The following is an 11,460-nucleotide window of genomic DNA, read 5'->3' as shown; positions in this document are numbered from 1 at the left end:
GTTTTTCAGGTTCAACAGGCGCGAAACTCATCGTGGCGCGAACAGGGTATCGTTCACCAGACGCCGAATAGATTTACGCAAGCCCATCATAGATCAAAATCGGTGTTGCAAAAACGGGGGTGACCATAGATTTTTTATGCCCCGCGCCCGGTCGTTACGGCCGCTCGCCGTCCGCCAGCCGCCGGTTGATGTCGGCGATAACGCCCGGCAATTGCGCCAGCGTGTCTATCACATAATGTGCGCCCGCCGCATACAGCTTATCGGCGGCCGCCGTACGGCGCAGCTCGATCTCTGCCGCCGCCATTTGGCGGTACTCCTGCCAGGTCGCGCCAAACTCGTTGCCGGACAGCGCCAATCCGACGCTCCACATCCCGGCGTTCAGCCCTTCATGAATGCCCGGCACCGCGTCGTCCACCTTCACGCAGTGCGCCACCGCATCGATGCCCAGCGCGATGGCGTTCTGCAGCGCCATCCACGGCCCCGGCCGGCCACCGGCCGCGAGATCGTCAGTGGCGACCCAGTAATCCGGCGTGTAGCCGCGCTGCGCGGCGGCAGGCACCAGCACCTCCATCACCGCACGCGGATAACCGGAGCAGGAGCCGATTTTAATGCCCTGTTCGCGCAGCCCGGCAATCACCTGTGGCACACCCTCGATGGGATCGGCGAAGTCGATCACTTTGGCGATTTGCAGCGGCATAAACGCCTGATACAGCGCGTCGATGTCCTGGTGGCTCATCGAGCGGCCCAGCTTCTGCCGCCAGCGCGCGTCGACCGCCGGCAGCTTGCCCAGCGCCTCGATGTGCTGCCATTTGCCCAGCCCCATCGGAATGCGCGCCTCCGCCAGGCTGATGTCGATATCGAAGGTTTGTTTGAATGCCTCGACGAAAATCTGCGTTGGCGCAAAGGAGCCGAAGTCCACCGTGGTGCCGGCCCAGTCGAGGATCACTGCGTTGATCTGTTTCATGGTCAATCCTTATTGATTCCAGTACATCGCCTGCCCGACGGCCGCCAGCAAACGTTCGATATCTTGCGGGTAAATTTCCCCGATGTTGCCGATGCGGAAGCAGTCGCTCTGCGACACTTTGCCGGGATAGATCACAAACCCTTGCTGCTTCAGGCGCTGATAAAATTCGGCGAAGCGGTAAGTGTCGGCCTTTGGCGAATAGAATGCGGTGATGATCGGCGAATGCAACGCATCATCGAGCAGAGTCTCAAAGCCCAGCTCGCGCATGCCCGCCACCAGCCGCCGCTGATTGGTTTGATAGCGGCGGTGGCGCGCGGCAATGCCGCCCTCTTGTTCCAGCTCTTTCAGCGCCTGCGCGAAGGCCAGCACGGTGTGGGTCGGCGACGTAAAGCGCCATTTGCCGGCCTGGTCTTCCATACAGCGCCACTGGGCATACAGATCCAGCGACAGCGAGCGCGAGTGGCCAGCGCATTTCTCCAGTTCGCTGCGGCGGGCGATGACGAAAGCGAAGCCCGGCACGCCCTGAATGCATTTGTTGGCGGAGCTGATCAGAAAATCGATGCCCAGCGCGTCCACATCCAGCGGGATACCGCCGAAGCTGCTCATGGCGTCGACGATAAAGGTCTTGCCGTTGCGCGCCGCCAGGCCGGCGACCTTCTGCAGCGGGTTGAGCATGCCGGTGGTGGTTTCGCAGTGCACCATGGCGATATGGCTGATGCGCGCATCGCTTTTCAGCACCGCCTCCATCGCCGCCACGTCCGGCTCATTGACCTCGCCGCAGTCGAAAGCGTGGTGGTCGATATCCATCAGCCGCGCCATTTCGATCATCCGCGCCCCATAGGCGCCGTTGTTGACGATCAGCAGCTTGTCCTGCGGGCCGATGGCCGTGCCCAGCACGCCCTCCACCGCAAAGCTGCCGCTGCCCTGCAGCAACACCGAGGTGTAACCGGCGGACGGCGTCGCCAGCGCCACCAGCTGCTGCCGGATGCTTTGCACCACGCCCAGGTTGTAATCATCATCCCAGGTGCAGCTGTCGAACAGCATCGCCTCTTTTACCGTTTTCGACGTGGTCAACGGGCCGGGGGTCAACAGCAGGTAGTTTCGATCGGACATGTTATTCACCTATTTGGTCTATACCAGATTGCAGGCATTGTGGCGGCAAATTCCTTCCCTGGTCAAACGACAAAGCGCGGTGAAACAAAAAATTCATCTGGCTATGTATAATAAGCGCGTGCCGGAATGACGGGCCGATGCCATAGCGAGATGAAATGAAAGAACATCAGGGCGAAATGCCCCACTACCTGCAGATCAAGGATCAGCTTCAGGCGCGCATCACCCGCGGCGCGCTGCAGGCGGGCGACAAGCTGCCTTCGGAGCGCGAGCTGTGCGCCATCTTCTCCACCACCCGCGTTACCATTCGCGAGAGCCTGGCGCAGCTGGAGGCCACCGGCGCCATCTATCGCGCCGATCGCCGCGGCTGGTTCGTCACGCCGGAACGGCTGTGGCTGGATCCGACGCAGAACACCAACTTCCACCGCCTGTGCCAGGAGCAGGGGCGCGTGCCGCGCACCGCGCTGCTGTCCGGCGAAAAAACCACGGTGCCGCTCGACGTGATGCAGCCGCTGGCGCTCGAACCCTTCGACCAGGTGTATCTGCTGCGCCGCGTGCGCTACGCCGACGGCCGCGCCATCTGTTATTGCGAAAACCATTGCCTGCCGCAGCGGGTGCCGGAACTGCTCAGCCACGCTCTCAACGGCAGCCTGACCGAAGTCTATCAACAGCATTACGCGTTGATTTACAGCAACATGCATCTGTCGTTCTACCCGACGGCCCTGCCTTACCGCGCCGCCAACGCGCTCGGCGCCATGGTCGGCCTGCCCGCCTTATTGCTGCGCCGGTTGAATTACGACCAGCACGGCCGCATTCTCGATTTCGATATCGAGTACTGGCGCCACGACAGCCTGCGCATCGAAGTCGATACGCTTTAACCCCGCATGACAGGGGCTGCGCCCGCCGCCCCGCCTTTCTCCCCCACGCCCAATTCCCCGTTGCCGGCAAATATATTTTGCCGCTTTCATTTGTTTGTCATATTCGCCGATTAGCGTGACCGCATATCTGGTGTATACCAGTTACGCTTAAATCCGCAACAGTGAGGCTGAAGCTATGAAACTTTCTCGTCTGATCGTGATGACCGCCATCGCACTCGGCTCCGCGCCGGCCTGGGCCGCCGACGCGGTGGTGACCGTCTACTCCGCCGATGGTCTGCACGCCGGCGATCACAGCTGGTATCAAACCCAGTTCGACGCCTTCACTCAGGCAACCGGCATCAAGGTGCAGTACGTCGAAGGCGGTTCCGGCGCCATCGTAGAGCGGCTGTCGAAAGAGCGCAGCAACCCGCAGGCCGACGTGCTGGTGACGCCGCCGCCGTTCATCCAGCGCGCCGCCGCGGAAAAACTGCTGCAGGATTTCACCCCGCAGGATGCGGCGCAGATCGCCGACGCTCAGCCGCAGTTCGTGCCGCTGGTAAACAACTACCTGAGCTTCATCTATAACGCCAAACTGTTGCCGCAGGCACCCGCCAGCTATCAACAGCTGCTGGATGCGCAGTTCCGCAACAAGCTGCAGTACTCCACGCCGGGCCAGGCCGGTGACGGCACCGCAGTGTTGCTGCAGGCGTTTCACAGCTTCGGTAGCAAGGACGCCGGTTTCGACTACCTCGGCAAGCTGCAAAGCAACAACGTCGGCCCTTCCGCTTCCACCGGCAAGCTGACCGCGCTGGTCAATAAAGGCGAGCTGTTGGTGGCCAACGGCGATCTGCAGATGAACCTGGCGCAGATGCGCAGCAACCCGAACGTGCAGGTGTTCTGGCCAGCCGGGCCGGACGGCAAGCGCAGCACGCTGGCGCTGCCTTACTATGTCGGCCTGGTGCAAGGCGCGCCGCAAAGCGCCAACGGCAAAAAGCTGATCGACTTCCTGCTGAGCAAAGAAGCGCAGAGCAGCGTTAGCGCCATGTCCTACGGCATGCCGGTGCGTAAGGACGTCATCCCGACCGACGATAACTTCAAGCGGTCGCAGGCGGCGCTGGAAGGCGTGGACATCTGGGCGCCGGACTGGAATCAGGTGGTAAGCAGCCTGTCCGCCGATATCTCACGCTGGCACAAGGTGACCGAATGACGCTGACAATGCCTTCTACCCTCTCTTCCCGCGCCGAGGCGCGGGATAACAGCCTCGACATCGCCGGGCCGTCGGGCATCCAACTCGACCGCGTCAGCGTGTCGTATCGCGGCACCGAAGTGTTGAAACCCCTGACGCTCACCATCGCCCCCGGCGAAGTGCTGGCGCTGATCGGCCCCTCCGGCTCGGGCAAAACCACCGTGCTGCGGGCGATCGCCGGTTTCGTGCAGCCTTCCGCCGGGCGTATTGCCATCGGTGATCTCGATGTCACCGACGTGCCGCCCTATGAGCGCGGTCTGGGCATGGTGGTACAGAACTACGCGCTGTTTCCGCATATGCGCGTCGAGGACAATGTGGCGTTCGGCCTGCGCGCCCAAGGCAAGCCGCGCGGCCTCACCGCCGAGCGCGTCGAGGAGGCGCTGGCCATCGTCGGCATGTCCGCCTACGCCAGGCGTTATCCCAGCCAGCTCTCCGGCGGCCAACAGCAGCGCGTGGCGATCGCCCGCGCCATCGCGGTGCGCCCCAAAGTCTTGCTGCTGGATGAACCGCTGTCGGCGCTGGACGCGCAGATTCGCCACAGCATGGTGGAAGAGATCGCCCGCCTGCACCGCGAGCTACCGGAGCTGACCATCCTGTACGTCACCCACGATCAGGGCGAAGCGCTGACGCTGGCGGACAAGATTGGCATCATGCGCGACGGCCATCTTATCGCCCACGGCGAGACCCGCGCGCTGTACCGTCATCCCACAAACCGCTTCGCCGCCGAGTTCCTCGGCCGCGCCAACCTGCTGCCGGCCACCGCGCTGGAGACCACCGCCGGCCAAGGCATGACCACCGTCAGCTGCGCCGGAAAAGTGATCGGCTGTTTCACCTACGGCGCACAACGCGGCTTCGACAAACTGCTGTGCATTCGGCCGCAGCATATTGCGCTCGATGCCGATGCCCAGCGCAGCAACTGCATCGTCGGCACGCTGCGCGATATTCACTGGCAGGGGGAGTTGACGCACCTGCAGTTCGACGCACAAGGCCACCCGCTGCGCGTGGTCACCACCCATCAGAGCCGGATGCCGCAGATCGGCGAGCGCGTGCCGCTCTATTTCGCCCCTGACGACGCGGTACTGATCGAGGACTGACATGACCGACTCTACGCTTATTCGCCCGGCCCGGCGGCCGCGTTCACCGCGCCGTTTATGGATCCTGCTGCCGCTGCTGGTGCTGGCGACGCTGTTTTTCTATCCGCTGGCGCTGATCGTCAAACAGGCGTTTACCGACGATCAGGGGCTGTTCAGCGCCACCGCGCTGCAGCAGGTGTTCGAATCCCGACGCTTTGTCGGTGCCCTGCTCAACACGCTGCAGATTGCGCTGCTGGCGACGCTGGGCTGCCTGGTGCTCGGCACCCTGCTGTCGCTGCTGCTGGTGTTCACGCCGTTCCCCGGCAGCCGGCTGATCGCCTGGGTGATCGATACCTTTATCGCCATGCCGACCTTCCTGATCACCTTGGCCTTCACCTTTATCTACGGCTCCGCCGGCCTGCTGAACGGTATGCTGATGGCGACCTTCGGTTTTACCCTGCCGCCGGTGGACTTTCTTTACTCCATCTGGGGCGTGATCCTGGCGGAAATCACCGTGTTTACGCCGCTGGTGATGCGTCCGCTGATGGCGGCGCTGTCGCAGATCGATCGCAGCCAGCTCGAAGCCGCCAGCATCCTCGGCGCCCGGCCGGGGCGCGTGGTGCGCCAGGTGATTTTGCCCGCCGCGCTGCCGGCCTTGCTGGCCGGCGGCAGCCTGTGCCTGCTGTTGACCACCAATGAGTTCGGCATCGTGCTGTTTATTGGCGCCAAGGGTGTCACCACGCTGCCGATGATGGTCTACTCCAAAGCGATTCTGGAGTCGGATTACGCCGTCGCCTGCGCGATCGCCGTCGTGAATATCGCGCTGTCGCTCGGGCTGTTCTCCCTTTACCGCTACGCCGCGGCGCGCGCCGGGCTGAGGAACTGACGATGTTGATTTGGTCTCGCACCGGCCGCACCCTGACCTGCACGCTGGCGGTCACGCTGTTCGCGCTGTTCTTCTGCCTGCCGCTGGCGGTGATCCTGATGTCCAGCCTGAGCGAACAGTGGAACGGCGTGCTGCCGAGCGGTTTCACCCTCAGCCACTTCCGCCAGGCCTTTGGCGGCGCCTCCTGGGACGCGCTGGTCGCCAGCCTGGCTATCGGTTTCAGCGCCAGCCTGTTCGCGCTGCTGTGCGGCACCTGGGCGGCGTTGGCGCTGCGCCACCATCAGGGGCGCGGCCAGCGCCTGCTGAGCACGCTGTTCTTCATTCCCAGCGCGGTGCCTTCGGTGTCGATAGGTCTCGGGGTGCTGGTGGCGTTCAGCCAGGGGCCGCTGCAGATGAACGGCACCTTCCTGATCGTGCCCGTCGCCCACTTCGTGCTGATTTCCGCCTTCACCTTCGGCAACGTGATGGCCGGGCTGGCCCGGCTGCCTGGCGACTACGAGAACGTCGCCGCCAGCCTGGGCGCTTCGCCGCTGTTCCGCCTGCGCCACGTCACCCTGCCGATGATCGCCCCCTATATGATCTCCGCCTTCGCCCTCAGCCTGTCGCTGTCGATGGGAGAGCTGGGCGCGACCATGATGATCTACCCGCCGAGCTGGGCGACGCTGCCGGTCACTATCTTCAGCCTGACCGATCGCGGCAGCATCGCCAACGGCGCGACGCTGACCATGATCCTGGTGGCGGCCACGCTGTTGCTGATGTTAGTGCTGGAACGGATTTCGCAGCGGCTGATGCCGGGCGTTAAATAGCCACAAGGCGCTGCCATGGCAGCGCCTTGTTCATGGAAGCGAAGGGTCAGAACGGATAGTCGTAATAGCCCTGCTGTTCACTGATGCGCCGGGCGGCGACGTGCAACAGCGCCACATACTCCTCCCGCGCCGCTTCGGAAAAGCGCAGCGTCGGGAAAGAGAGGCTCAACCCGGCGATCGCCACCCCAAACCGATCGAATACCGGTACCGCGATACAACGGATCCCCACTTCCTGCTCTTCGGCATCTTCGCCGTATCCCTGCTCACGCACCCGCTCCAGCACCGGCAGCAGTTCGGCGGCGCTGGTCAGGGTATGCTCGGTGCTGCGGGTAAATTCAATCTGCGACAGGATCTGCGCCACCTCATCCCGATCGCGCCAGGCCAGCAGCACTTTACCGATGGCGGTGCTGTGCAACGGGTTGCGGCGACCGATGCGCGAATACATGCGCAGGTTGTACATCGCGTCGATCTTGTGGATATAGACGATACCGTCCTCGTCCAGGGCGCCAAGGTGGATGGTTTCGCGGGTGCGGTTCGACAGTTCGCGCATCTGCACGTCGGCGCTGCGGATCAGATCGACGTTCTGCAACGATTTGGCGCCCAGCTCGAACAGCTTGAGCGTCAGCGCATATTTTTCCGTCTCCCCTTCCTGCGAAACGTAGCCCAGCGCTTTCATGGTCTGCAGAAAACGGTAGACGGTGCTTTTGGACATCATCACCCGCTGGGATAGTTCAGTAATGCCAATCTCGCGCTCATCGCCGAGCGCCTGCAAAATACCGAACACTTTCATTACGGATGAGACGGCATCCGGTTGCTTGTCTGAATCTGCGTTAGCCATGGCGAATACCCTACTTAACGGTTCTGTTTCAGGAAATTTAAACAAGGGTTTCAGTATAATCGGAACAGATCGCGACGCGCAACGCAGTTGAACGCTAAGCGATTGAAGCCAAATGGATAACCGCCGGCCCGCTCACCGCCGTTTACAATTCAGCGGACAAGGGGCATGCAATCACGGGCGAATATGATTAGCATGATAATACTCCCCTGAATAAATACCGCTGAGACCAACATGCGTCCTTGTTCCGACGGCCTCCCCGTCCCGCAACGCTATGGGGCGATCCTCGCCATCGCCCTCGGCATTACCGTATCCGTGCTCGACGGCGCGATAGCCAACGTGGCGCTGCCCACCATCGCGCGCGATCTCAACGCCAGCCCGGCCAGCTCCATTTGGGTGGTTAACGCCTATCAGCTGGCGATCACCGTCTCTCTGCTGTCGCTGGCGTCGCTCGGCGATCTGATCGGCTATCGCCGCATCTATCAGGCCGGGCTGCTGGTGTTCAGCATCACCTCGCTGTTCTGCGCCCTGTCCGACTCGCTGCTCACGCTGACCATCGCCCGCGTGCTGCAAGGCTTTGGCGCCGCCGCCATCATGAGCGTCAACACCGCGCTGATCCGCATCATCTATCCGCAGCGTTTTCTCGGCCGCGGCATGGGCATCAATTCGCTGATCGTCGCCTGCTCCTCGGCGGCCGGGCCGACGGTGGCGGCGGCGATCCTGTCGGTCGCGTCCTGGCAGTGGCTGTTCGCCATTAACCTGCCGATCGGCCTCGTCGCGCTGCTGCTGGGCATGAAGTTTCTGCCGGCCAACGGCCAAAAAAGCGATAACCGCCGTTTCGATCCCACCAGCGCCGTGCTGAACGCGCTGACCTTCGGCCTGCTGATCACTGCCATCAGCGGCTTCGCCCAGGGCCAAAGCCTGACGCTGATCTTCAGCGAGATCGCCGCGCTGCTGGCGATTGGCGCGGTGTTCGTGCGCCGCCAGCTGCGCCAGGAATTTCCGCTGCTGCCGGTCGACCTGCTGCGCATCCCGATCTTCGCCCTGTCGATGGGCACCTCAATCTGCTCGTTCGCCGCGCAGATGCTGGCGATGGTATCGCTGCCGTTCTTCCTGCAAAGCGCGTTGGGCCGCGACGAAGTGGCGACCGGGTTGCTGCTGACGCCGTGGCCGCTGGCGATCGTCGTCATGGCGCCGATCGCCGGCCGGCTGGTGGAGCGCGTGCACGCCGGCCTGCTGGGCTGCATTGGGCTGGCGGTGTTCGCGCTCGGGCTGTTCTCGCTGGCGTTGCTGCCCGCGGACCCGTCGAATGGGGACATCATCTGGCGCATGGTGCTGTGCGGCGCCGGTTTCGGCCTGTTCCAGTCGCCCAACAATCACACCATCATCTCCGCCGCGCCGCGTAACCGCAGCGGCGGCGCCAGCGGCATGCTGGGCACCGCTCGCCTGCTGGGGCAAACCTCGGGGGCCGCGCTGGTGGCGCTGATGTTCAACCTGTTCCCCACCTCCGGCACCCACGCATCGCTGGTCCTGGCCGGCGTGTTCGCCACTCTGGCGGCGGCGGTCAGCAGCCTGCGCATCACCCAATCGACGGCGCAAACGGCGCAGCCAAGCCGCGAGGTGAAATAGCGGCCATAGAAACAGCCGAAACCCCATCGATTCTAAAGCCGGCGGTTCCAGCAATGCGGCCGGCCTGAATCACGCCGCGCCAGGTGTGATACGCTTGGCGTCAGTCGCCGCTCCTCAAAGGGCTGCGGCCTTGTTGCAAACACGCTAAATAGGCATCGTCATCCGGATACCAGCCAACAATGTGTTGGCCGTCGTTATCCTCCCCCTCAAAGGCCTTCAGCAGGTCTGAAGCGAACATGCGCGTGATCGGTTCAGCGGACTGCGCGCTGTCGATTCGACAGTCGCAGCGCGTCTCTCCGTCAACCTGAACGAAGTTCTGCAATGAAGCGAGACATCGCGCGTCGAGATCGCCATGTACATGGATAAATTCCCCCGTTTCTACCAGGGTGAGCACGGCCAGATTTCCCCCCACCACAAACGCGCCGTCGTTTCCAGAGCTGCAATAGGCATGGCGTATGCGGGCATCGTCACGCACGAGCAGCTCGCCCAAACAAATCAGCGTATCCGACTGCAGCCGCCCCAGCACAATGATGCCGCCATCCTCCCGCTGGGGTGACACCGCCATGCACCCCTCTACGATCAAATCTCCTTCTACGACCAGATAATCGTAATCGTGCCTGTCGTTCTCGTCTGGGAAAAACGATGGGAGGTGCAGGTCGCCTGAATGCCAGCGTATAGCTGGCTGTTCAGAATCGTAACCATTCCGGTTTAACAACTCCGCAGACGCATCGGCGACGCCGCCCGCCAATATGGTAAGGCGCGCCAGCGCCTCATCACAGCCGAGCAAGGGAAGAGCGTTGATTTTCATAGGGCCTCAGGGACAGACGTTATGGTGCCAAAGCATATAGCATGAGCTTCTCAAACCAAGCAAGCGAAGGCGTCAGGCATGGTAGCCTGCAGCGGCTAGCGTACCGCGAGAGGCGGAAAGGCCGTATTCAAATCGCGAAATCTGACGCTTGAATCAGCATCCTCCTCCTGAAAAAGCGATTTCGTCATGCCGTAAAAAAACCCCGGCGAGCCGGGGTTTTCCTTTCATTCAGCCGATTACTTCAGGTACTGGCCGGAACGCAGCGCTTCGATGCGCTTGTCGAGCGGCGGGTGCGACATGAACAGCTCGCTGAACGACTTGGATTTGCCGTTGATGCAGAACGCCATCATGCTGCCCGCTTCCTGCGGCTCGTAGCTGGTTTTCAGGCGCTGCAAGGCGGCGATCATCTTCTCGCGGCCCACCAGCTTGGCGGAGCCGGCGTCGGCGTAGAACTCGCGGTGACGCGAGAACCACATGGTGATGATGCTTGCCAGGATGCCGAACACCAGTTCCAGCACCATCGACACCGCGAAATAAATCATCGGGTTGCCGTTGCCTTCCCCTTCACCGTCGCGGTTGCCCAGGAAGCCGGCGGCAACCTGCGCGATCAGGCGCGAAATGAAGATGACGAAGGTGTTCACGATGCCCTGAATCAGGGTCATGGTCACCATATCGCCGTTGGCGACGTGGCTGATTTCGTGCGCGATGACCGCTTCCGCTTCGTCGCGGCTCATGCTCTGCAGCAGGCCGGTGCTGACGGCGACCAGCGAGGCGTCGCGGCGCGCGCCGGTGGCGAAGGCGTTGATGTCCGGCGCGTGGTAGATAGCAACCTGCGGCATGGCGATGCCCGCCTGCTGCGACTGACGGCGCACCGTTTCCAGCAGCCAGTTTTCGGTTTCGTTACGCGGTTGTTCAATCACTTCCCCGCCGACGGAGCGCAGCGCCATCCACTTGGACATCAGCAACGACACGAAAGCGCCGCCGAAGCCGAACAGACCGGCCATGATCATCAGGCCCTGAACGCTACTGGATTGGATTCCTGTCAGGCTGAGCACCAGCCCGAAAACCAACATCACCGCCAGGTTGGTGAGCAGGAACAGAGCTATACGCATCATAAAATGTTTACTTCCTCATAAATGTTAACAAAACGCTGTCGAAGATACCCTAGATCGTATGGGCATTCGTCACAGTTTCAAGAGTCGCGCGTCATTAACCTACTAAAAATACGAAACTTTACAAAAACGGC

Annotated in this window: 11 protein-coding genes; 6 read left to right on the top strand and 5 right to left on the bottom strand. The window is 62.2% G+C overall.

Features of this window, described 5'->3' with window-relative positions:
• Positions 1 to 154: 154 nt before the first annotated feature.
• Positions 155 to 964 carry a phosphonoacetaldehyde hydrolase gene (gene phnX / locus REA38_RS12610; RefSeq protein ID WP_060420797.1) on the bottom strand — a complete coding sequence of 270 codons (810 nt, stop codon included), beginning with the start codon at positions 962 to 964 and terminating at the stop codon, positions 155 to 157.
• Positions 965 to 973: 9 nt separating this feature from the next.
• Entirely contained in the window at positions 974 to 2,077 is a 1,104-nt protein-coding gene (phnW, locus tag REA38_RS12605) for a 2-aminoethylphosphonate--pyruvate transaminase (protein ID WP_308885979.1), read from the bottom strand.
• 155 nt (positions 2,078 to 2,232) lie between these two features.
• Between phnW and phnR the strand changes: the two genes are divergently transcribed.
• The 5 genes from phnR to REA38_RS12580 all read left to right on the top strand — a co-directional run bounded on the left by phnR (position 2,233) and on the right by REA38_RS12580 (position 6,942).
• Positions 2,233 to 2,952 carry a phosphonate utilization transcriptional regulator PhnR gene (gene phnR, locus REA38_RS12600; protein ID WP_308885978.1) on the top strand — a complete coding sequence of 240 codons (720 nt, stop codon included), beginning with the start codon at positions 2,233 to 2,235 and terminating at the stop codon, positions 2,950 to 2,952.
• A 175-nt stretch (positions 2,953 to 3,127) separates the two neighbouring features.
• Positions 3,128 to 4,138: a 2-aminoethylphosphonate ABC transporter substrate-binding protein gene (locus tag REA38_RS12595; protein WP_103772698.1), complete on the top strand. Its 1,011-nt coding sequence runs from the start codon at positions 3,128 to 3,130 to the stop codon at positions 4,136 to 4,138.
• Between the two features lie 2 nt (positions 4,139 to 4,140).
• A complete protein-coding gene (gene phnT / locus REA38_RS12590; protein WP_369950675.1) occupies positions 4,141 to 5,271 on the top strand; it encodes a 2-aminoethylphosphonate ABC transport system ATP-binding subunit PhnT in 1,131 nt (376 codons plus the stop codon).
• Position 5,272: 1 nt separating this feature from the next.
• Complete coding sequence (phnU, locus tag REA38_RS12585; RefSeq protein WP_308885977.1) at positions 5,273 to 6,136, top strand: 2-aminoethylphosphonate ABC transporter permease subunit; 864 nt, start codon at positions 5,273 to 5,275, stop codon at positions 6,134 to 6,136.
• Between the two features lie 2 nt (positions 6,137 to 6,138).
• Positions 6,139 to 6,942, top strand: coding sequence for an ABC transporter permease (locus REA38_RS12580; RefSeq protein WP_041034829.1), 804 nt, complete (start codon positions 6,139 to 6,141; stop codon positions 6,940 to 6,942).
• A gap of 46 nt (positions 6,943 to 6,988) precedes the next feature.
• Here REA38_RS12580 and kdgR read toward each other — a convergent pair whose 3' ends face one another.
• Positions 6,989 to 7,780 carry a DNA-binding transcriptional regulator KdgR gene (gene kdgR, locus REA38_RS12575; RefSeq protein WP_033646330.1) on the bottom strand — a complete coding sequence of 264 codons (792 nt, stop codon included), beginning with the start codon at positions 7,778 to 7,780 and terminating at the stop codon, positions 6,989 to 6,991.
• A 231-nt stretch (positions 7,781 to 8,011) separates the two neighbouring features.
• Here kdgR and REA38_RS12570 point away from each other — a divergent pair, with 231 nt between their 5' ends.
• Positions 8,012 to 9,406, top strand: coding sequence for an MFS transporter (locus REA38_RS12570; RefSeq protein ID WP_033646331.1), 1,395 nt, complete (start codon positions 8,012 to 8,014; stop codon positions 9,404 to 9,406).
• Between the two features lie 100 nt (positions 9,407 to 9,506).
• On the opposite strand, the gene REA38_RS12565 is transcribed toward REA38_RS12570, so the two are convergent.
• Both REA38_RS12565 and htpX read right to left on the bottom strand, forming a co-directional pair.
• Positions 9,507 to 10,214 carry a hypothetical protein gene (locus tag REA38_RS12565; protein WP_049196132.1) on the bottom strand — a complete coding sequence of 236 codons (708 nt, stop codon included), beginning with the start codon at positions 10,212 to 10,214 and terminating at the stop codon, positions 9,507 to 9,509.
• 236 nt (positions 10,215 to 10,450) lie between these two features.
• Entirely contained in the window at positions 10,451 to 11,329 is an 879-nt protein-coding gene (htpX, locus tag REA38_RS12560) for a protease HtpX (protein WP_033638291.1), read from the bottom strand.
• Positions 11,330 to 11,460: the final 131 nt, after the last annotated feature.

Source organism: Serratia sp. MF1(2023) (genome assembly GCF_030954545.1).
In the GTDB taxonomy this organism is placed as follows: domain Bacteria; phylum Pseudomonadota; class Gammaproteobacteria; order Enterobacterales; family Enterobacteriaceae; genus Serratia; species Serratia sarumanii.
The sequence above is the reverse complement of the archived record's forward strand: the minus strand, read 5'-3'. Positions and strand labels throughout refer to the sequence as shown.

Excerpts from the sequence above, each read along its gene's own strand:
- htpX (WP_033638291.1), bottom strand. The coding sequence starts at position 11,329 with ATGATGCGTATAGCTCTGTTCCTGCTCACCAACCTGGCGGTGATGTTG.
- phnW (WP_308885979.1), bottom strand. The coding sequence starts at position 2,077 with ATGTCCGATCGAAACTACCTGCTGTTGACCCCCGGCCCGTTGACCACG.
- REA38_RS12580 (WP_041034829.1), top strand. The coding sequence starts at position 6,139 with ATGTTGATTTGGTCTCGCACCGGCCGCACCCTGACCTGCACGCTGGCG.
- phnU (WP_308885977.1), top strand. The coding sequence starts at position 5,273 with ATGACCGACTCTACGCTTATTCGCCCGGCCCGGCGGCCGCGTTCACCG.
- phnX (WP_060420797.1), bottom strand. The coding sequence starts at position 964 with ATGAAACAGATCAACGCAGTGATCCTCGACTGGGCCGGCACCACGGTG.
- REA38_RS12570 (WP_033646331.1), top strand. The coding sequence starts at position 8,012 with ATGCGTCCTTGTTCCGACGGCCTCCCCGTCCCGCAACGCTATGGGGCG.
- kdgR (WP_033646330.1), bottom strand. The coding sequence starts at position 7,780 with ATGGCTAACGCAGATTCAGACAAGCAACCGGATGCCGTCTCATCCGTA.
- phnR (WP_308885978.1), top strand. The coding sequence starts at position 2,233 with ATGAAAGAACATCAGGGCGAAATGCCCCACTACCTGCAGATCAAGGAT.
- REA38_RS12595 (WP_103772698.1), top strand. The coding sequence starts at position 3,128 with ATGAAACTTTCTCGTCTGATCGTGATGACCGCCATCGCACTCGGCTCC.
- REA38_RS12565 (WP_049196132.1), bottom strand. The coding sequence starts at position 10,214 with ATGAAAATCAACGCTCTTCCCTTGCTCGGCTGTGATGAGGCGCTGGCG.